The sequence below is a fragment of the Roseovarius gahaiensis genome (assembly GCF_011601345.1).
Taxonomy (GTDB): Bacteria; Pseudomonadota; Alphaproteobacteria; order Rhodobacterales; family Rhodobacteraceae; genus Roseovarius; species Roseovarius gahaiensis.
This window is the reverse complement of the sequence record NZ_JAAORB010000025.1, coordinates 24,628-42,595: the sequence shown is the minus strand read 5'-3', so window position 1 is coordinate 42,595 and position 17,968 is coordinate 24,628. Positions and strand designations below refer to the sequence as shown.

The window sequence follows — 17,968 nt, the reverse complement described above, 5'->3', positions numbered from 1 at the left end:
TATATGCCTCAAAAGCATGGAATCACAAAGCAAGCATCATGGGAATCCTGAATCTGATCAGGGGCGACACGCTCTAGGTGGAAAGTGAACAACGAGATTTTGCTGAACGAGTTCGACGAGACCGAACAAGAGGCCGTCGATGGGGTCGCTGTGCATGTCTACTCCAAAGGCGAAGATGCCCCTAACAGCCGCTATTTCGAGCTTTCTCAGATCAAGGACACATGGCTGCAGCAAGTCCCCGACCTGCAGGTTTACGCAACCGAATGGAACCTTAAACGCACGGTCGACGAGACACGAGAGGAAGAATACGGTCTCAAGCAGGCGCATGAGATGCTCAACATCATGGAAGCCTTCGATTGGGGTAGTGTTGACGCAGCCCATGTCTGGCCTGTGCAAATGGAAAGCCGCACCGGCCTAACCGGGGTCGACGGCAATGAAAACGTTGATCTGGCCGGTGAAATGTTCCGTTTGATGAAAGACACGCTGCCCGGCACACAACCGTTGTCCCTGGAAGGTAGCGAAGGCCGTGAGACCGAAATCGAAGGCGAAACAGCAGATGTTCATGCCTTCTACGCCGAAGACCGTTTTGTCACATTCCTTGCCTCCAAATCCGACGAACCTTCGGAACAAATCGTTGATTTCAACAACCTTGTCTCTGACACCGGCGATGTGTCCATCACACGACTTGGGGTCGAAGAGGGCAGCAACCCAACCGCCTCCGCGTCGGCCCCGGTTGTCACACAGGAAAACTCTGCCGATCTGATTGAAGACGGTGTGCTGATTGCTGATCTGGCCCCGCACGAGATTTTGGTGATGGAGATGTCCAGCCCGACCTATACCGAGTCGGTCTTAAGCGCGGTCGAAGCTGCTGAAGAAGAGCTACCCAGCATTCCCCCCGACGATAGTGACGATAGCGACGAAGACAGCGACACCGCAAGCCTGTTGGGTGCCCTTGGGGACGATGGCGGCGGTGGCGGTGGCGAAATGGGCCTGCTGCTGGCGTTGGGGATATTGCCGCTGCTGCTTTTGGCGACCTGAGCGCACCGGCCTTACGCCTTGAGTCGATAGCCGCGCCGAAACATAGCCCAAGCGACCAGAAGAATCGCAACTGTTGCGCTAATTGCCACAGCCAGCCCCAACCAAGGTGAGCTGTCCGACACTCCGATCATCCCGAAACGCACGCCGTCGATCATATAGAAAATCGGGTTGAAATGGGTGATCTCGTTCAAAACAGGCGGCAGCGCCTGAACGGAATAGAAAGTGCCCGACAAAAACGCCAAAGGCGTCACCACGAAATTGGTGATCGCCGCCATCTGATCGAATTTATTGGCGAATATGCCAGCGACCATACCAAGCCCGGATAAAAAAGACGCGCCCAGCAGGACGAAAACCAGCGCCCAGACCGGATGCGCCGGCACCAGACCCAGAACAACGAAAAACCCGACGGCAATTGCCACCGCAACGAACAGGCCGCGCGCGACACCGCCCGCCATATAGCCAATCACCATTTCGCCGGGGCTGATCGGCGGCATCAGCGTATCAACGATATTGCCCTGCACCTTGGAGATCACGATAGACGACGACGTGTTGGCGAACGCGTTTTGAATCACCGTCATCATCATGATCCCCGGCGCGATGAAGGTGGTGAAATCCACCCCCATCACATCACCGCGGCGCGGGCCGATGGCGATTGAAAAGATCACCATGAACAACCCCCCGGTCACCAACGGCGCCAGCAAGGTTTGTGTCCAAACCGCCAGAAACCGCTGCACCTCGCGCGACGCCAAGGTATAAAGGCCAAGCCAGTTCACCCGACCAAAACGACGTGTGCCCATTTCCCAGCTGTCCGACATGCTTACCCCAATCGTGGAACGTGGTTGATTCGATGCCTTGTAACTTACCGGTGAGTGATTAGAATAGGGCTGATAATGGATTTTGCAGGGCGGCGCGGGCAACCGGCCGCCTTTTGAGATAGGAAAAGCACCATGTCCTGGAGCGACGAACGCGTCGAATTGCTGAAAAAACTTTGGGGCGAGGGTCAGTCCGCCAGCCAGATCGCCAAGGAATTGGGGGGGGTCACCCGCAACGCGGTGATCGGCAAGGTGCATCGCCTTGGCCTGTCCAACCGCAACGGATCGGGCGGCGCAGCGGCAGCGACGGCCCCGGCCGAGAGCGCGCCCAAGCCAAAGCCGTCAGCCCCCAAGCCCGAGGCCAAAGCCAAACCTGCGCCGAAACCTGCGCCAAAGCCCGAGCCCAAACCCACGGTTGAGGAGGCCCCAGAAGCCGCGCCTGCGGCACCGGTTTCACGGGTCAGACAGATCATTCCCGCCGGCCAGCCTTTGCCGCCGCAACCCTCGACCAATGAAATTGACCCGGCCGCTTTGGCCAAAGTCAGCGAAGTCGAGAAAAAGGCGAAAAGGCTATCCTTGATGGAGTTGACCGAACGGACCTGCAAATGGCCCGTGGGCGACCCCGCCACCGATGATTTCTGGTTTTGTGGCCTGTCCGTGCAATCCGGCAAGCCCTATTGCGAGGCCCATGTCGGTGTCGCCTTCCAACCCATGAGTTCACGCCGCGACCGTAAAAGATAAATCATCAGATCAACGATCATGATTGTCCGACCGGGCGTATCCTATGCAGATACGCCCGGTTTTTTATTCAAACAGCTTCAACAGGCCTTTTGCGGCCTCGTCTTCGAGTTTTTTCCTGAGCGCATCTTCCAAGGACTGACCTTCGTCGACCGTAACGCCAAGCTCTTTCTCGATGGTCTTGTTCACTTCTTCCTCGGCCTGCGCTTCAAGTTTTTTGCGCTCTTCACGCACTTTCTGTTCCAGCTTTTCTTTTTCCGCTTTCAGGTTCAGGTCGATCGCCTTTTCCAGATCGGGCGTGATTTTTGGGTTTGACCACGGTCCACGGACCCGCACAGGAATGGCCAGCCCCTTGCGGTTTTCACCTTCCAGCAAGGAGGGTGTGAACAGGTAATCTATGTCGCGCGCGCCCAAACCAATGCGCCCTTCACCGCGCGCACGCGCCAAGGGCAAGCTCAGCAACAGATCCGAGTTGAACAGATTGCCCTGCTCCATCGTGAAACTGGCGCTCAGGCTGTCGAACACGGTGGTGCCATCGCCAAAATCGCCTGACCGCATCAACCGATCCAGATCAATGCCGGAAATCACGCCACGCCCGGTCTTGAGCGCCCCATCGCCTTTCAAGCTGTTCATGATCGCGTGCAAGGATTGCCCGACACCCAGAAAGCTGATCTCGGCATCGCCGGTGGTCGCAAAGCGTGAAATATCTACCGCGTCCGCCAGAAAGCTTTCCAAATCAATGTCGGCGGCCGTCATCTGGCCGCCCACCGACAGACCAGAGCGATTGTTCATCACAAACTGCCCGGTGATCAGCCCGCTATAGGCCCGCAACTCGCGCAGTTCGAACACCGCGCGCGACCGATCCAACGTGATCAGGCTGCGGGTTTTTCCCAGTTTGAAATCGCCAAGATCCACGCTGTCGGCCACCAGCGCGACCTCGGCATCGGCCAAGGCCAAGGCACTGGCGTCAATCGGTGCTTTCGACCACCCCTCAACCGGCACAGAGCCCCCCCCTGTGCCGCCACCGCCAGTATCGCCGCCCGAGGATGCGGCCAGCGCCGAAAAGTCCAAGGCGTCAGCGTTGAGTTGCGCGTTCACCTGCGGTTTGTCCCCGCCCAGATGGATATCTGCCGCCCCGGTCAGACGGTTTTGGTCCAGCCCAAGCGTGGTATTGCGCAACGACAGGCGCAAATCTGGGGTCAACGTCAGGTCACCCGACAGGGACAGGGCCCGGCCAAGGCCATCAGGAATATCAACGCCCGACACGCCGAACGCGGCCAAAAACGCTGCGGTATTGTTCAGATCAGCGGTCAGGCGCCCGCCCAGTTGCGGCTGCGCACCGGCTTGGCCATCGAAAGCGATCGTGCCACCAGAGGCCGACACCGTCGCCTGAATATCCGATACCCCGCCGTCGATAAAATGGCCGACCTTTTCCAATTGCCCTGCAACGTTCACGGGCTGACCGGCAAGGGTGCCTGACGCCTCGAACGTGGCAGCGCCGTCATAATCCGGCCACCGCAAATCAAGACTCATATCGCGCAAATCGAAACGCTCGTCGGTTTCATGGTCAACGTAGCGGATGGCGGCATCACTGATCAGAGCCCGATCCAAGGTTAGCGACAGACGTTCCGAGCGGGCGACTTGCCCCTCAGGGGCCTGACCGGATGCCGCCACACCTTCGACGCCGATTTCCCAGTTCACACGCCCGTCTGCGGCGCGTTCCAGCAGGATTTCCGGTTTGACAGCCTCTAGGCCAGTGATTCGAATATCGCGGCCGAACAGGGCCATAGGCTCGACCCCGATCTTCAGGCTTTCGGCGGTCAGCATCGGCCCGCTCTCGGACCAATCGGCATTGGCCACCGTGACCGCCCCTGTGCTGACCCCAAGCACGGGGTAAAAACTGACTGTCGTGTCGCCTGTCATCGTCACTTGGCGGCCTGTCGCGTTCGTGATCTGGTCAGCCGCGATGCGCGCGATCCTGTCGCCGGGCAAAAGAAACAAGGATGCGATGGCGACGACCGCCAACACCACCACCAGAGCCACCAACCGCACGATCCAACGCATACTCATTCTCCTTTACCGGTTGGCGCAAATGTAGGCGGGCGCGGTTTCCCCAACAACCGCTTTTCCCTTCCCGCAGGGGCTGTGCTGGATTATATGCCCAAGGATGAGCACCAATCCCCCCGATCTGCGGCCTGATCTGGCCCGCGCCCGCGTGACGCAATCCACCCGCAAGGACCAGCCGACCATCGGCATGGTCAGCCTTGGCTGTCCCAAGGCACTTGTCGACAGCGAACGCATCCTGACCCGGCTGCGCGCCGAGGGCTATGGCATCTCGCCGGACTATTCCGGCGCCGATGCAGTGATCGTGAATACCTGCGGCTTTCTTGATTCGGCCAAGGCGGAATCGCTTGACGCCATCGGCGAGGCCCTTGCCGAGAACGGTCGCGTGATCGTGACCGGATGCTTGGGCGCCGAGCCGGACTATATCACTGGGGCCCATCCCAAGGTTTTGGCGGTCACCGGCCCACACCAATACGAACAGGTGCTGGATGCGGTGCATTCCGCCGTGCCGCCTGCGCCCGATCCGTTTGTTGATCTGCTGCCGTCCAGCGGCGTCAAGCTGACGCCGCGGCACTACAGCTATTTGAAAATTTCCGAGGGCTGCAATCACAAATGCAAATTCTGCATCATCCCCGATATGCGCGGAAAACTGGCCAGCCGCCCGGCCCATGCTGTGATCCGCGAAGCCGAAAAACTGGTTGAGAACGGCGTGCGCGAATTGCTGGTGATTTCGCAAGATACATCGGCCTATGGCGTTGACACCAAACATGCCGAAACCGGCGGGCATCGGGCGCATATCACCGATTTGGCCCGCGATCTTGGGGCGCTTGGGGCATGGGTGCGGCTGCACTATGTATATCCCTACCCGCATGTCCGGCAGTTGATACCGCTGATGGCCGAGGGGCTGGTGCTGCCTTATCTGGACATTCCCTTTCAACATGCCCACCCTGACACATTGAAACGCATGGCGCGCCCCGCCGCGGCGGCAAAAACGCTGGACGAAATCGCCGCATGGCGGCGCGATTGCCCAGATATCACCCTGCGTTCGACATTTATCGTCGGCTATCCCGGCGAAACCGAGGATGAGTTCCAGACGCTGCTAGAATGGCTGGACGAGGCGCAATTGGACCGTGTCGGTTGTTTCAAATATGAAAACGTCGATGGTGCCCGGTCAAACGACCTGCCCGATCATGTGCCCGAAGCGGTCAAGCAAGACCGTTGGGATCAGTTCATGGAAAAAGCCCAAGCCATTTCCGCAGCGAAACTGGCCGCCAAGGTGGGCAGCCATCAACAGGTGATCGTGGACGATATAGATGCCGATGGGATCGCCACCTGCCGCACCAAGGGGGACGCCCCCGAAATCGACGGCTGCCTGTTCATCGACGAAGGCACAAACGGTTTGAGCTTTGGGGATTTGGTAAATGTCGAGGTGGACGAAGCCGGAGAATACGACTTGTGGGGCCGAATCGTGCCTTGAGAGGCGTCCGGTTGCCAAAAGCGTTTTGGCTACTCGACTTTTGGTATTATCTTTGTGTTTAGGTTTTTCTGTCACACCAAGAGGCATGATTGATTTGTCCTACCCTGACTACTCTCGCGCGGAACGCATCGCAGATGGAATCGTGCATGTCGCGGGCATCGGCGCTGCGATCGCTGGTATCGCTGTTCTTTTCGCCTTGTGGGCGTTTCAGATGGACGGGCCGACCTTGGCTGCGACCATCCTTTACTCTGCCGCCTTGATTGTCATGCTGACCGCTTCGGCCGCCTATCACATCGCGGCGCACACTGCCGCACGGCCCATTCTCCGCCGGCTGGATCATGCAGCGATTTATGTCAAAATCGCGGGCACTTTTACGCCACTTGGCGTTCTACTGGGCACTGCGTTTGGCTATGCGGTGCTGATGATCGTGTGGATTTTTGCCCTGATCGGGGCGGCAGCCAAGCTGATGGCCGCGCGCGGTGAAATGACAACCGGCTGGCTGCCCTATGTCGCGCTTGGATGGGCCGGGCTGGCGCTGTTTGTTCCGCTTGTGCCGATCCTTCCGGGGCTAAGCCTTGGACTGATCGCCGTTGGCGGGCTACTTTATACTGGCGGCGTGGTGTTTTACTGTTGGGAAAGCTTGCGGTTTTCCAATGCCATTTGGCACGTGTTCATCGTTGTTGCCTCGGCGTGTTTCTTCATTGGGATCGGAACGGCGATCGCCCAAGGCAGCTAAATGCGCTGACAGTAACCGGCTGGCAGGATGCTCCGCCATGGATATTCTTAACAGAACCCTTCGGCGCCGTTATGGTGAGTGGGCAAGCGCCGACTTGCCCATACCGGAAGGAGGCTCACCATGATCCATGTCACCACCACCTGCCCCGACCTTGATAATGCGCGCGCCTTGGCCAACAACGCGCTAAAGGCCAGACTGGCGGCTTGCGCCAATATCACACCCAATGTGCTCAGCCTGTTTCACTGGCAGGGCCATATCGAGGAAGAGCGCGAGGTTTCACTCACTCTCAAAACAAGGGCCGATTTGCGGATGGATCTCGTGCGCCTTATTGAACGCGATCACCCTTACGATCTGCCGGTTATCAGTTGGGACGAGACCAGTTGCACATCTGACGCAAAAGCATGGCTATCGGAAGAAACCGGCGGCGATTGATCGCAGCGCAACGGCTGGTCTGACGGGGGCGCTGCGCTACCTCAATCGCAGGAGGCCACCATGACCGACCAAACCCGCGTGCTGTATAACGGCCAATGCCCTGTGTGCAGCACTGAAATCGCGCATTACAGCAAAACGGCGCAAGCCAATGACTTGCCAATCATGTTCGACGACCTTCACCAAGGCGAGCTTGACCGCTATGGCGTCGACGCCGACGCGGCCGCGCGTCGGCTGCATGTTTTGCACAACGGCCAGCTATTTGTCGGTGTGGACGCTTTCATTGTCCTGTGGCGGCAATTGCCACGGTTTCAGCTAGTGGCACGGCTGGTTGCCCTGCCGGGTCTGAGGCAAACGGCAACGGTGATCTACGACTACATTTTGGCACCAGCGCTTTACAACCGGCACCGCCGCCGGCTGCACCGCAAAGCCCGTGACGATCAACGGGTGTAAGCGTTCAAATTGGCTGCAAGCCGGTTGATGATATCTGCATTCGGACAATGCGACGGAACCGCCTGTGCAGATCCACCATGTTTTGCCAACCACGACTGACATTTCTCAACATGCTGACATTTGCGGCATCGCGTCACCAAATCTGTATATGATTGCACGCTCAAATGGCCAGTGGCCAAGGCCTCGGACAGGTTCACATCAACCGCGCGCGCGATGGATCGGGTCAGCCAGAAATGCAGGTTTGGGTCGCCCAAATGTCTGATTTGTGCGGTCATCTTTGGGCCAACTCCTGTTCACCTTTCAAATGCGCCAACCGGGCGCTATTGCGACAGTGAGGCGGAATAGGGCGTGGGGCCTTTGCAGTCTGCAACCACGACTGACACCCATCAACCCACTCGCAGGCGCGGCAGAGATCAATCATCTCGGCCCACTCGCACGATGTTATACGGCCGTCGCGAAACGCACGGACCAAATCAACATCCGTGACGCGGGCCATATCCTTTAGCAGCCAGTAGTGGTGGCATTGATCGCCAAGCCGTTGCATTTCAGGCCCGCTTTCCGGCCTTCAATGTGGCGAACAATTCACTGTTGCGGCATATGCCCGGCGCGCTGTCTGATCCGCCGGCATTCAGGGCCAACCAGTGTTCGCAATCTTCTGGCGCTGTGCAGCCAACACAATTCAGAACAGCATCGCTGATACCGTCAAAATCAATCTGGCCTGCCATGGCTTTCTCTTCCAGATCAATACCAACTGTATTGACCATGCGGTCAACCAGTTCTGCGTGGCGTCTTAACGTGGTGCGTGAGGACATTGGAATGCTCCCTTTTGCGGTGCCAAAACGAGATTGGCGCATGGACAGAGCGTAAAACGGTTACCGGATCACGACCTTGATATGAGTCAACCGATGAACCTGTCCAAATATGCGCGCACGCAATCCTGCACGTGGCGAAAGCGATCACCGCCCAAATGTTTACCGCCATACCAACGGGTTACAACAATGACATGATCGCGCAATTCCGCCCGGTCCAGCATCCGCAAAATCACCATTCCAGCGCCAGATTCCCCATCATCGCCTTTCAGGGGCGTCCCATCCGACAGGCTGACCGCCCATGTATTATGCGTGGCCTTGGCGAATTTCTTGTCGCGTTTGAGATCTTTCAAAAACGCGTCCACCGCTGCGCGGTCGGTCACCGGTGCCCCCGAGACCGCGTATTTCGACCCACGATCAGAAATGACTGCGCTTAATTGGTTCATGTCTTATCGCAACTGCGCATCGACCCGGCGAACGGTTTCGATGCGCTGCGCATTCGGTGGATGCGTTCCAAGAAAACGATCACCGGGATCAGGAATGCGCGTAAAGAATGCCGCGCCACGGACCGGATTATAGCCTGCACTGCGCGTTATGATCGTACCCAGCGCATCGGCTTCCAGTTCAAACTCCTTGGAATAGCTGCGCGCGCCCACCGATGCCCCAAGATCGGCGGCCGAGCGCACGGCATCCGCGTTGGCCCCGCTCAGCGTGGCCAGCCCCCCCAACAAAACGGCCCCCGCCATGGCGTTTTGTTGCTGGCGCGGGATGTGGCCCGCGATGTGGTGGGCGGCCTCGTGCCCCATAACAAACGCCAATTCATCGCGGTTGCGCACCTCGACGATCATTGGCAGCGTAAAGGCCAAGATCGGGCGCCCCGCGCGATCCAATGTTTGATAGGCATTCACCGGCTGGCCCGGGCGGTCATCCACGACGATGCGAAAATCACAGTTTGTACCTGGTTTGGTGCGTTGGCGGCACACGGCCTCGGCCACAGGTTCGACGGATTGCACAACCGACACGAACTGATCGACTTTGGCGCGCGCCGTCGTGGCCGAGGCACTGGCCGTCGGCTGAGGCTTGGGACGTGTCGGAGATTGCGGCGGCACGGTTGAGACGCAACCGGCCAAACCAATCAGACACAGAAAGGCGATAAGGCGCATGAGGAGGCTCCGCGATGGGTGATGGTGTGAACCCTAACAGGTTTTCGACCGTCTGACAGCCTTTTGCCCCGGTCCGCCCGGTGCTTGCAAAGCGCCGCCAACACGGTAGTCTATCCCCATGTTTTCAATCGAACATGAATTCGACTCGACCATCGTGACACTTGTCGACGATGGTGACGTGCCTTTGCAAGAGGACGTGGTGATCAACGCATTCGAAGAATGCGTGACGATCGAGCAATATGACCCACGCACCGATACGACGCAAAAAATCACCTTATCCATGGCGCAACTGCGCGATTTGGGTGCGGCCCTGAACCTGCCCGAAGGTGTCTATTCCATCCGGCCCGAAGGAAAATGATAAAATTTTCCTTAAGCCTCTGAAATCGTGAATAGTTTATCACGCGCCTTATGGCCTTTCGTTAGGGTCAGCCGGGATTTTGGCACACCCAGTGCCTTGGCCAGAAGCCCCTGAACCGCGATATTCGCCTTGCCATCAGCAGGTGGCACAGTGACATAGGCCCGCACGCTGCCATCGTCGCCCTGCGTGATCCGGGTGCGCGAGGCTTTGGGTGTGACACGCACAGCAATACGCGCACCGGGCACGGCCAGGTGACTAAGTGATAAATCCGCCATGGCACCAGCATAACGCCACGGCGCAATCTTCACCAGATGCTGAGCGCGGGCTTGACCCTGCCGGTCCATGCCCCGACATGTAGTCAAGATACCGCAATACCGACAGGACAGACATGCCCACGCCAAACCCCGACGCCCTGCAATTTTTGCTGAGCCGCCGCTCGCGCCCGGCCAAAACGCTTAGCGTGCCAACGCCCACCCGTGACGAGCTGATGCCGATCCTGACCGCCGCGGCGCGCAGCCCCGATCACGGCAAGCTGGAGCCTTGGCGGTTTATCGTTCTGGAACGCGCCGCTTTGCGCCGCTTGGGCGAGGTTGCTGGCGCACGGGGCCAATCCCTTGGCCGCAACGAGGCCGACATCGCCAAGGGGCGGCAGCAGTTTGATGACGGTCAATTGGCTGTTGCGGTGATCGAGGTGCAAACACCGTCCGAGAAAATCCCCCCGATTGAACAGACATATTCCGCCGGGGCTGTCTGTCTTGCTTTGCTCAACGCGGCGCTGGCTTCTGGCTGGGGGGCCAATTGGCTGAGCGGTTGGCCTGCACACGATCGTGGGTTTGCCGAAACGGCGCTTGGCCTTGCCACCCATGAACGCGTGGCGGGCTTTATCCATATCGGCACCGAAACCGCCAGCCCGCCCGAACGACCACGCCCCGATCTGGCGCAAATCACGCAATGGGTGTCGGAATGATCTTGGGCGATTTTCTAAAGGCCATCGGGCAGATCGGCGACCGCCGCTTTCGCAAGGTTCTGTGGCGCGGTATCGGGCTGACAGTGCTCTTGCTGGCAGCAATCACTGCGGTTCTGGTCTGGGGGATCGGGTGGCTTGTCGGCGACAGCGTGACCTTGCCCTTGTTGGGACAGGTGCAATGGGTCGACAATGTGATCAGCTGGGCCTTTGTCGCGCTGATGTTTGTCATGTCGGTTTTCCTGATGGTTCCGGTCGCGTCGGCCTTTGTGTCAATGTTTTTGGATGACGTGGCCGAGGCGGTCGAAGACCGCCATTACCCCAGCCTACCCAAGGTCGATGGGGTGCCGCTGCGCGACGAAATCATTGACGGGATTTCGGCCATGGGCGTGTTGATCGCGGCAAATATCGCGGCCCTTTTGCTGACGCTGGTTTTGCCGATTGCCGGGTTGCCTGTGTTCTACGCGGTCAACGGTTTCTTGCTGGGACGTGAATATTTTACCGTGGCGGCAATGCGGCGTTTGGGCCGCGCGGGGGCTGTGCAAATGCGCAAACGCCACGGCGCGACGATATGGATGGCTGGGGTTTTGATGGCAGTGCCTTTGACGGTGCCGATCCTGAACCTGATCGTCCCAATCATCGGCGCGGCCACGTTCACGCATCTGTTCCACAGGCTGCAAGCGAAAGCCGAGCGCTAAAACGGTGCGCAACCGTTCACCGGCCAGATTTATTCCGCCGCGCTGCCGCTTTCGCTATGCCACATGCTGCCCTCGGGGCCCATGCGGCCGAACAGGTCAATGTCGCGCACCGAGATCACCCCAGACACGATCGTGCCCCCGATGATCACCCAAAGCACGAGCGTGATGCCAGTGGTGATCCATGCCTTTTTCTTGAGGTGATGGTTCTGCGGCGATCCGGCGTGGGTGCCGGGCACGATCTCGCCCAGATCACCCTGCGTATCGATTCGGAACGGGATCACGATCAGGAACGTCATGAACCAGATCACCATGAACAGGACGATGGCCGAGGCGATACTCATCAGACTTGCTCCAATTCCACCAGCGTGCCTTGGAAATCTTTGGGGTGCAGAAACAGAACCGGCTTGCCGTGAGCGCCAATCTTGGGCTCGCCCGAGCCAAGCACCCGCGCGCCGGTCTCAATCAGATGATCGCGGGCCGCCAATATATCGTCGACTTCGAAACACATATGATGAATGCCGCCCGCCGGGTTCTTTTCAAGGAACCCGTTGATCGGGCTATCGTCGCCCAAGGGATACAGCAGTTCGATCTTGGTGTTGGGCAGTTCGATAAAAATGACCGTCACGCCGTGATCGGGTTCGTCCTGCGGCTCGCCCACATTGGCGCCAAGCGCGGTGCGATATTGGTCCGCCGCGGCCTGCAAATCCGGCACGGCGATAGCGACATGGTTCAGGCGTCCGATCATTGTTCACTCCGTTAGGTGACGTCTCTCCCTGTTATGGGGGCGCAGCGGCCCAGAGGCAAGCGACAGGGGGACGCAACCGCACGTTAACCCATCGTTAGCCAAAACCGGACTAGCCTGAGCCCGAGCATTGCAACCCGAGGATCAGATCATGGATGAGCTTGAGACACTCTCGCCCTACCCCGCCCCGACCCGGACACGCCCCCTGTTGGGGCTGACGATCCTTGTGGTCGAGGACAGCCGCTTTGCCTCTGAGGCGATGCGCCTGATGTCCTTGCGCAGTGGTGCGCGCCTGCGACGGGCCGATTGTCTGCATTCAGCGCGGCGGCACCTGAAGGTGTATCGCCCTTCGGCGGTTGTGGTTGATTTCGGCCTGCCGGATGGCTCGGGCCTTGATCTGATCAAAGACCTGAACACCGCCCGCCCGCGTGTCGGCGTTCTGCTGGGGCTAAGCGGTGATCCGCAAGCTGCCGACAAAGCCGCCGCCGCCGGGGCCGACGGATGCCTGATCAAACCGTTGAACAGTTTGGCGCAGTTCCAGCAGGCCATCCTGAACAATCTGCCGTCTGAGCGTCAGCCAAACGGCCCGCGCGCCCTGAGTGATGATATCATCGCGCCCGACAGTCTGGCCTATCGCGATGACATCAGCCATGCCGCCAGCCTGCTGGAAGAGGCCGAAAGCGAGGACGTTCTGGATTATGTCGCGCAGTTTCTGGATGGGGTTGCCCGCGCAGCGGACGACCGGCCTTTGGTCGACGCTGCACATTCGCTGGCCCGTAGCCGCCGCAGGGGCGCTCCCGGCGACACGCATGCCGCTGCCGCAAAGGTGGAGGCGCTGATCAAGGACCGCCTGCACGACCGCGCCGTGATCTGACGGCGGCGGTGCGTGCAGTGGCGGCTTGTGCCCGGCTTGATGGCCTGATCAGTCCTGTTCGATGACCCGCAGGCCAAGTTCCATCAACTGATCGCTGGCCGCCTCAGAGGGGGCGTTCATCATCAGGTCTTCGGCGCGCTGGTTCATCGGGAACATGATCACCTCGCGGATGTTCGACTTGTCGGCCAGCAGCATCACGATGCGGTCAATGCCCGCCGCGCAGCCACCGTGGGGCGGCGCGCCATACTGGAACGCGTTGACCAGCCCGCCAAAGCGCTTGTGCACCTCGGCCTCGTCATAGCCCGCCAGTTCAAAGGCCTTGATCATAATGTCCAGCTTGTGGTTCCGCACCGCGCCTGACACCAACTCGTAGCCGTTACAGGCCAAATCATACTGATAGCCCAGCACATCCAGCGGGTCGCCGTCAAGCGCCTCGCGCCCGCCTTGCGGCATCGAAAACGGATTGTGCGAGAAATCGACCGCGCCGGTTTCATCGTCTTTTTCATACATCGGAAAATCGACCACCCAGCAAAAGGCAAAGCGGTCTTTCTCGGTCAGGTTCAGTTCCTCGCCGATCACGTTGCGGGCCTTGCCGGCCACCGCTTCGAACGCGCTTGGCTTGCCACCAAGGAAAAACGCGGCGTCGCCTTTGCCAAGCCCAAGCTGCAAGCGGATCTCTTCGGTCCGCTCAGGGCCGATGTTTTTGGCCAGCGGGCCTGCGGCCTCGATCCCGTTTTCCCCGTCACGCCAGAAGATATAGCCCATGCCGGGCAAGCCTTCTTTCTGGGCAAAGGCGTTCATCCGGTCACAAAACTTGCGGCTGCCGCCGGTGGGGGCGGGAATGGCACGGATTTCGGTGCCGTCCTGCTCTAGAAGTTTGGCGAAGATGGCAAAGCCCGAGCCGCGGAAATGCTCGGACACGTCCTGCATCTTGATCGGGTTGCGCAGGTCGGGCTTGTCGGTGCCATACCACAGCGCGGCATCGCGGTAGGAAATATGCGGCCAGTGCTTATCGACCTTGTGACCGCCGCCGAACTGTTCAAACACGCCTTCCAGAACGGGCTGGATGGTGTCGAACACGTCTTGTTGTTCGACAAAGCTCATTTCCAGATCAAGCTGATAGAAATCGGTGGGCGAACGGTCGGCGCGGGGGTCTTCATCGCGGAAGCAGGGCGCGATCTGAAAATACTTGTCAAAGCCCGACACCATGATCAGCTGCTTGAACAGCTGCGGTGCCTGCGGCAGCGCGTAGAACTTGCCGGGATGCAGGCGCGAGGGCACGAGGAAGTCGCGCGCGCCTTCGGGGCTTGAGGCGGTGATGATCGGCGTCTGGTATTCGCGGAACCCGTTATCCCACATGCGCCGCCGGATCGAAGAAATCACATCCGAGCGTAGCGCCATGTTGCGCTGCATCTCTTCGCGGCGCAGGTCAAGGTAGCGATAGCGCAGGCGGGTTTCTTCGGGGTATTCCTGATCGCCGAACACCATCAGCGGCAGTTCCTCAGACGCGCCCAGAACCTCGATATCGCGGATGAAAACCTCGATCTCGCCGGTGGGGATCTTGGGGTTGATCAGGCTGTCATCGCGCGCCTTGACGCTGCCGTCGATGCGAATGCACCATTCCGAGCGGACCTTTTCAACCTCGGCAAACACCGGGCTGTCGGGATCGCACAGAACCTGCGTGATGCCGTAATGATCGCGCAAATCAATGAACAGAACCCCGCCATGATCGCGGATGCGGTGCACCCAGCCCGACAGGCGCACGGTGTCGCCCACGTTGGATTTGTCGAGTTCGGCGCAGGTGTGGCTGCGATATGCGTGCATGGCGTCCTCTCTGGGCCCCGGATGGGCCGTGTGTCGTGGTTCGGGCCGATACACCTTGGCAGCGGGCCAAAGTCAAGGGGCCGAGGCCCGCGCAAGCCGGTTGCACCGCGCAAAATCATTTACAGATGCGTCACACTGCGCAATTATGCCGGGATCGGGCAACAACCGGGGCAACCCGGATAACAACCGGCAGGTTTCGTATCTCCGTATGACCGCGCTTTTAAGCGCCAATATGGGAGGAACGCACATGTGGACGACCACGCTTGACCGTTTTTTGTGTCATTTGTTCCAAACTGGCGATTTGAAAATCGTCTATCCCGACGGGGTAACCCGGCGCTATGGCGACGGCCAAGGGCAAGCGGCAACTGTCACATTGCATGACACCACCCTACCCCGACGCATCGTCATGTCGCCCGAAATGGCCGTGGGCGAGGCGTATATGGATGGCCGCCTGACCATCGAAGATGACGACCTGCACGGGTTTCTGGGGCTGGCCATTCGCAACGTCGCGGCCAACGGCCAGCCGTGGTTTCGCAAACCGCTGGTGATGGCGCGCCACCTTGGTCGGCATCTGGCGCAGTTCAACCCGTTGAGCCGCGCACAGGCCAACGTGGCGCATCATTATGACCTGTCGGGCGCTTTGTATGATCTGTTTCTGGACAGTGACCGGCAATATTCCTGCGCCTATTTTCGCGATCCCGACATGACGCTGGAGCAGGCCCAAGAGGCCAAGAAACACCACATCGCGGGCAAACTGCGGATCGAACCGGGAATGCGGGTGCTGGATATCGGCTGTGGCTGGGGTGGCATGGGGCTAACGCTGGCGCGCGATTACGGTGCCGACGTTCTAGGCGTGACCCTGTCGCGCGAACAGCACGCGATGGCCAAGGCCCGCGCCGAACAGGCGGGGCTGGCCGACCGGGCAAGGTTCGAATTGCTGGACTACCGCAAGCTTGAGGGACAGTTTGACCGCATTGTGTCGGTCGGCATGTTCGAACATGTCGGCGTGCCGCATTATGGCGCGTATTTCCGCACTGTGTTCAACCGGCTAACGCCCGAGGGGATCGCCCTGATCCACACCATCGGCCGGGCCGAGCCGCCGGGGGCCACCAGCCCATGGATCACCAAGTATATCTTTCCCGGCGGCTATGTGCCGTCGATGTCCGAGGCGCTGAAAGCCATCGAAAGGCAGCCGCTGTTCACCACGGATGTGGAAATTTGGCGGCTGCATTACGCCGAAACGCTGCGCCATTGGTATGACCGGTTCATGGACAACATCGACAAGGCGCGCGCGCTTTATGACGATCGGTTTTGCCGGATGTGGCGGTATTACCTTGTGGCCAGCGAATTGTCGTTTCGCCTGAACCGACAGGTGGTGTTCCAGTTCCAGCTTTCGCCGCAGCAGGACGCGGTGCCGCTGACACGCGATTACCTGTATCGTGACACCGACGGGCAAGACCTGCAGCACGCGGCGGAATAAGCGCGCCGCCTCAGGTGCCGCCAAGACGGCTGGCGAACCGCGCTTTCCACAGGGCCTCTTCGTATTCTGAGGGCGCGGTGCTGTCATAGACCACGCCGCCGCCCACATTCAGCCTGGCATCGGGGCCGTCCAGCATCAAGGTTCGGATCGCCACATTGAATTCCGACCGCCCGTCCGGCGCAGCCCAGCCGATTGATCCACAATAGATGTCGCGCGCGGCAGGTTCCAGATCGGCCAAAATCTCCATCGCGCGCAGTTTTGGCGCGCCGGTGATTGACCCGCAGGGGAACAGCGCCTCGAATATGGTGCCCAAGCCCGTATCGGGCTGCATCTGCCCCGCCACAAGCGATGTCATCTGATGCACGGTTTGGTAGCTTTCGACCTTGAACAATTCAGGCACACGGACGCTACCGGGGGTACAAATCCGGCTGATATCGTTGCGCAGCAAATCGACGATCATCAGGTTTTCGGCGCGGTTTTTTTCATCTGCGGCCAAAAACGTGCGGCGGCGGGCATCTTCGACGGGATCGTCGCTGCGCGGCTGCGTGCCTTTCATGGGCCGCGTTTCGATCCGGCCCTCGGCATCGGTGCGAAAGAACAATTCGGGCGAGCGCGACAGAATCACTGGCAAATCCGGCGCTTCAATCATCGCGCCAAAGCGCACAGGCTGAAGCCGGGCAAGCGCGGCATACAGCGCCTGTGCGCCGCCCGTGACCTGCATCCGCAACGGAAACGTCAGGTTTGCCTGATAAATATCGCCGGCGCCGATGTAGTCATGCACGATCTGAAAGGCTGTGGCATACTGCGCCTCGTCCCAACCGGGGCGAATATCGCTGAGGGCGGCATCACCGGGCGGTATGGCCGGGGCGGCCTGCGGCGGGCCGTCGTAAACACCAAAGCGCAGCAGCGGCAAGCGACGGTCTTGGGGCATGCGGTCTTGCAAGCGCGGCTCCAGCGCATAGCCCAGCTCGTAACTGGCGAAACCGGCCAGCCAAGCGCCCTTGGCACGGGCACGATCAAGCGCCTGCAAGGCCTCGGGGACATCGGCGATCTTGCGGGCCTCAATCAACGCGCGTGGTTGCGCAAAGATGGCGGCGCTCCCGTCTGGTCCATGATCAAAGCGAATCTGCAACATGTCGATCCTATGGCGGTGGTGGCCGGTATGTAGGGCCTTGCGCCGCGAAACACACCCTCAAAAGCGTCCATTAGGCCTTGTTTTGCGATCCCCCTTGCACGTGGTCGCGTGATGGATATAACGCCAACACTTTGCGCGGGGCCCGCACCGGGCCAGCGCCCGAACAGCTGCCCG

Annotated in this window: 23 protein-coding genes; 11 read left to right on the top strand and 12 right to left on the bottom strand. The window is 59.7% G+C overall.

Features of this window, described 5'->3' with window-relative positions; genetic code table 11:
- Positions 1-84: 84 nt before the first annotated feature.
- The gene (locus HAT86_RS11840; protein ID WP_167197784.1) at positions 85-1,038 is read left to right on the top strand and encodes a hypothetical protein; all 954 of its coding nucleotides are present in this window, start codon (positions 85-87) and stop codon (positions 1,036-1,038) included.
- Between the two features lie 11 nt (positions 1,039-1,049).
- On the opposite strand, the gene HAT86_RS11835 is transcribed toward HAT86_RS11840, so the two are convergent.
- Entirely contained in the window at positions 1,050-1,853 is an 804-nt protein-coding gene (locus HAT86_RS11835; protein WP_167197779.1) for an ABC transporter permease, read from the bottom strand.
- Between the two features lie 132 nt (positions 1,854-1,985).
- Here HAT86_RS11835 and HAT86_RS11830 point away from each other — a divergent pair, with 132 nt between their 5' ends.
- The gene (locus HAT86_RS11830) at positions 1,986-2,591 is read left to right on the top strand and encodes a GcrA family cell cycle regulator (protein ID WP_167197776.1); all 606 of its coding nucleotides are present in this window, start codon (positions 1,986-1,988) and stop codon (positions 2,589-2,591) included.
- A 63-nt stretch (positions 2,592-2,654) separates the two neighbouring features.
- Here HAT86_RS11830 and HAT86_RS11825 read toward each other — a convergent pair whose 3' ends face one another.
- Positions 2,655-4,652 (bottom strand): AsmA family protein, encoded by a 1,998-nt coding sequence (locus HAT86_RS11825; RefSeq protein ID WP_167197773.1) that lies wholly within the window; start codon positions 4,650-4,652, stop codon positions 2,655-2,657.
- A 103-nt stretch (positions 4,653-4,755) separates the two neighbouring features.
- On the opposite strand from HAT86_RS11825, the gene rimO reads away from it, so the two are divergent.
- The 4 genes from rimO to HAT86_RS11805 all read left to right on the top strand — a co-directional run bounded on the left by rimO (position 4,756) and on the right by HAT86_RS11805 (position 7,747).
- Complete coding sequence (gene rimO / locus HAT86_RS11820) at positions 4,756-6,129, top strand: 30S ribosomal protein S12 methylthiotransferase RimO (RefSeq protein WP_167197768.1); 1,374 nt, start codon at positions 4,756-4,758, stop codon at positions 6,127-6,129.
- An 85-nt stretch (positions 6,130-6,214) separates the two neighbouring features.
- The gene (trhA, locus tag HAT86_RS11815) at positions 6,215-6,865 is read left to right on the top strand and encodes a PAQR family membrane homeostasis protein TrhA (RefSeq protein ID WP_167197765.1); all 651 of its coding nucleotides are present in this window, start codon (positions 6,215-6,217) and stop codon (positions 6,863-6,865) included.
- 120 nt (positions 6,866-6,985) lie between these two features.
- Complete coding sequence (cutA, locus tag HAT86_RS11810) at positions 6,986-7,297, top strand: divalent-cation tolerance protein CutA (RefSeq protein WP_167197762.1); 312 nt, start codon at positions 6,986-6,988, stop codon at positions 7,295-7,297.
- A gap of 60 nt (positions 7,298-7,357) precedes the next feature.
- The gene (locus tag HAT86_RS11805) at positions 7,358-7,747 is read left to right on the top strand and encodes a thiol-disulfide oxidoreductase DCC family protein (protein WP_167197758.1); all 390 of its coding nucleotides are present in this window, start codon (positions 7,358-7,360) and stop codon (positions 7,745-7,747) included.
- Here HAT86_RS11805 and HAT86_RS16890 read toward each other — a convergent pair.
- The 5 genes from HAT86_RS16890 to HAT86_RS11790 form a co-directional block, all read right to left on the bottom strand.
- On the bottom strand, positions 7,735-8,022 hold the full coding sequence (locus tag HAT86_RS16890) for a DUF6455 family protein (protein ID WP_231125896.1): 288 nt from the start codon (positions 8,020-8,022) through the stop codon (positions 7,735-7,737). The genes HAT86_RS11805 and HAT86_RS16890 overlap by 13 nt on opposite strands.
- Positions 8,019-8,291 carry a DUF6455 family protein gene (locus tag HAT86_RS17120; RefSeq protein WP_408015025.1) on the bottom strand — a complete coding sequence of 91 codons (273 nt, stop codon included), beginning with the start codon at positions 8,289-8,291 and terminating at the stop codon, positions 8,019-8,021. The genes HAT86_RS16890 and HAT86_RS17120 overlap by 4 nt, the downstream gene beginning before the upstream one ends.
- A gap of 1 nt (position 8,292) precedes the next feature.
- On the bottom strand, positions 8,293-8,559 hold the full coding sequence (locus HAT86_RS11800; RefSeq protein WP_167197754.1) for a DUF6455 family protein: 267 nt from the start codon (positions 8,557-8,559) through the stop codon (positions 8,293-8,295).
- 86 nt (positions 8,560-8,645) lie between these two features.
- Positions 8,646-9,002 carry a YigZ family protein gene (locus tag HAT86_RS11795; protein ID WP_167197751.1) on the bottom strand — a complete coding sequence of 119 codons (357 nt, stop codon included), beginning with the start codon at positions 9,000-9,002 and terminating at the stop codon, positions 8,646-8,648.
- Between the two features lie 3 nt (positions 9,003-9,005).
- Positions 9,006-9,719, bottom strand: coding sequence for a M48 family metallopeptidase (locus tag HAT86_RS11790; RefSeq protein ID WP_167197748.1), 714 nt, complete (start codon positions 9,717-9,719; stop codon positions 9,006-9,008).
- Positions 9,720-9,837: 118 nt separating this feature from the next.
- Between HAT86_RS11790 and HAT86_RS11785 the strand changes: the two genes are divergently transcribed.
- Positions 9,838-10,077: a hypothetical protein gene (locus HAT86_RS11785; protein ID WP_167197745.1), complete on the top strand. Its 240-nt coding sequence runs from the start codon at positions 9,838-9,840 to the stop codon at positions 10,075-10,077.
- Between the two features lie 11 nt (positions 10,078-10,088).
- Here HAT86_RS11785 and HAT86_RS11780 read toward each other — a convergent pair whose 3' ends face one another.
- Positions 10,089-10,352: a DUF167 domain-containing protein gene (locus tag HAT86_RS11780; protein WP_167197790.1), complete on the bottom strand. Its 264-nt coding sequence runs from the start codon at positions 10,350-10,352 to the stop codon at positions 10,089-10,091.
- A 113-nt stretch (positions 10,353-10,465) separates the two neighbouring features.
- Here HAT86_RS11780 and HAT86_RS11775 point away from each other — a divergent pair, with 113 nt between their 5' ends.
- Together HAT86_RS11775 and HAT86_RS11770 are read left to right on the top strand one after the other, a co-directional pair.
- Positions 10,466-11,044 carry a nitroreductase family protein gene (locus HAT86_RS11775; protein WP_167197742.1) on the top strand — a complete coding sequence of 193 codons (579 nt, stop codon included), beginning with the start codon at positions 10,466-10,468 and terminating at the stop codon, positions 11,042-11,044.
- Entirely contained in the window at positions 11,029-11,739 is a 711-nt protein-coding gene (locus HAT86_RS11770) for an EI24 domain-containing protein (RefSeq protein WP_167197739.1), read from the top strand. The genes HAT86_RS11775 and HAT86_RS11770 overlap by 16 nt, the downstream gene beginning before the upstream one ends.
- A gap of 29 nt (positions 11,740-11,768) precedes the next feature.
- Here the strand turns inward: HAT86_RS11770 and HAT86_RS11765 are convergent, their stop codons facing one another.
- Both HAT86_RS11765 and mce read right to left on the bottom strand, forming a co-directional pair.
- On the bottom strand, positions 11,769-12,080 hold the full coding sequence (locus HAT86_RS11765) for a DUF1467 family protein (protein ID WP_167197736.1): 312 nt from the start codon (positions 12,078-12,080) through the stop codon (positions 11,769-11,771).
- Entirely contained in the window at positions 12,080-12,484 is a 405-nt protein-coding gene (mce, locus tag HAT86_RS11760) for a methylmalonyl-CoA epimerase (RefSeq protein WP_167197733.1), read from the bottom strand. Before mce ends, HAT86_RS11765 begins: the two co-directional genes overlap by 1 nt.
- 148 nt (positions 12,485-12,632) lie before the next feature.
- Between mce and HAT86_RS11755 the strand changes: the two genes are divergently transcribed.
- The gene (locus HAT86_RS11755; RefSeq protein ID WP_167197729.1) at positions 12,633-13,355 is read left to right on the top strand and encodes a response regulator; all 723 of its coding nucleotides are present in this window, start codon (positions 12,633-12,635) and stop codon (positions 13,353-13,355) included.
- Positions 13,356-13,403: 48 nt separating this feature from the next.
- Here the strand turns inward: HAT86_RS11755 and aspS are convergent, their stop codons facing one another.
- Positions 13,404-15,179 (bottom strand): aspartate--tRNA ligase, encoded by a 1,776-nt coding sequence (gene aspS / locus HAT86_RS11750; protein WP_167197726.1) that lies wholly within the window; start codon positions 15,177-15,179, stop codon positions 13,404-13,406.
- Between the two features lie 247 nt (positions 15,180-15,426).
- Between aspS and HAT86_RS11745 the strand changes: the two genes are divergently transcribed.
- The gene (locus tag HAT86_RS11745; protein WP_167197723.1) at positions 15,427-16,659 is read left to right on the top strand and encodes an SAM-dependent methyltransferase; all 1,233 of its coding nucleotides are present in this window, start codon (positions 15,427-15,429) and stop codon (positions 16,657-16,659) included.
- A gap of 10 nt (positions 16,660-16,669) precedes the next feature.
- On the opposite strand, the gene HAT86_RS11740 is transcribed toward HAT86_RS11745, so the two are convergent.
- Positions 16,670-17,791 (bottom strand): aminodeoxychorismate synthase component I, encoded by a 1,122-nt coding sequence (locus HAT86_RS11740; RefSeq protein ID WP_167197787.1) that lies wholly within the window; start codon positions 17,789-17,791, stop codon positions 16,670-16,672.
- Positions 17,792-17,968 lie beyond the last annotated feature (177 nt).

Bases quoted from the DNA above. Each gene is read 5' to 3' on its own strand.
- HAT86_RS11835 (WP_167197779.1), bottom strand. From the start codon at position 1,853: ATGTCGGACAGCTGGGAAATGGGCACACGTCGTTTTGGTCGGGTGAAC.
- HAT86_RS11830 (WP_167197776.1), top strand. From the start codon at position 1,986: ATGTCCTGGAGCGACGAACGCGTCGAATTGCTGAAAAAACTTTGGGGC.
- HAT86_RS11825 (WP_167197773.1), bottom strand. From the start codon at position 4,652: ATGCGTTGGATCGTGCGGTTGGTGGCTCTGGTGGTGGTGTTGGCGGTC.
- rimO (WP_167197768.1), top strand. From the start codon at position 4,756: ATGAGCACCAATCCCCCCGATCTGCGGCCTGATCTGGCCCGCGCCCGC.
- trhA (WP_167197765.1), top strand. From the start codon at position 6,215: ATGATTGATTTGTCCTACCCTGACTACTCTCGCGCGGAACGCATCGCA.
- cutA (WP_167197762.1), top strand. From the start codon at position 6,986: ATGATCCATGTCACCACCACCTGCCCCGACCTTGATAATGCGCGCGCC.
- HAT86_RS11805 (WP_167197758.1), top strand. From the start codon at position 7,358: ATGACCGACCAAACCCGCGTGCTGTATAACGGCCAATGCCCTGTGTGC.
- HAT86_RS16890 (WP_231125896.1), bottom strand. From the start codon at position 8,022: ATGACCGCACAAATCAGACATTTGGGCGACCCAAACCTGCATTTCTGG.
- HAT86_RS17120 (WP_408015025.1), bottom strand. From the start codon at position 8,291: ATGCAACGGCTTGGCGATCAATGCCACCACTACTGGCTGCTAAAGGAT.
- HAT86_RS11800 (WP_167197754.1), bottom strand. From the start codon at position 8,559: ATGTCCTCACGCACCACGTTAAGACGCCACGCAGAACTGGTTGACCGC.
- HAT86_RS11795 (WP_167197751.1), bottom strand. From the start codon at position 9,002: ATGAACCAATTAAGCGCAGTCATTTCTGATCGTGGGTCGAAATACGCG.
- HAT86_RS11790 (WP_167197748.1), bottom strand. From the start codon at position 9,719: ATGCGCCTTATCGCCTTTCTGTGTCTGATTGGTTTGGCCGGTTGCGTC.
- HAT86_RS11785 (WP_167197745.1), top strand. From the start codon at position 9,838: ATGTTTTCAATCGAACATGAATTCGACTCGACCATCGTGACACTTGTC.
- HAT86_RS11780 (WP_167197790.1), bottom strand. From the start codon at position 10,352: ATGGCGGATTTATCACTTAGTCACCTGGCCGTGCCCGGTGCGCGTATT.
- HAT86_RS11775 (WP_167197742.1), top strand. From the start codon at position 10,466: ATGCCCACGCCAAACCCCGACGCCCTGCAATTTTTGCTGAGCCGCCGC.
- HAT86_RS11770 (WP_167197739.1), top strand. From the start codon at position 11,029: ATGGGTGTCGGAATGATCTTGGGCGATTTTCTAAAGGCCATCGGGCAG.
- HAT86_RS11765 (WP_167197736.1), bottom strand. From the start codon at position 12,080: ATGAGTATCGCCTCGGCCATCGTCCTGTTCATGGTGATCTGGTTCATG.
- mce (WP_167197733.1), bottom strand. From the start codon at position 12,484: ATGATCGGACGCCTGAACCATGTCGCTATCGCCGTGCCGGATTTGCAG.
- HAT86_RS11755 (WP_167197729.1), top strand. From the start codon at position 12,633: ATGGATGAGCTTGAGACACTCTCGCCCTACCCCGCCCCGACCCGGACA.
- aspS (WP_167197726.1), bottom strand. From the start codon at position 15,179: ATGCACGCATATCGCAGCCACACCTGCGCCGAACTCGACAAATCCAAC.
- HAT86_RS11745 (WP_167197723.1), top strand. From the start codon at position 15,427: ATGTGGACGACCACGCTTGACCGTTTTTTGTGTCATTTGTTCCAAACT.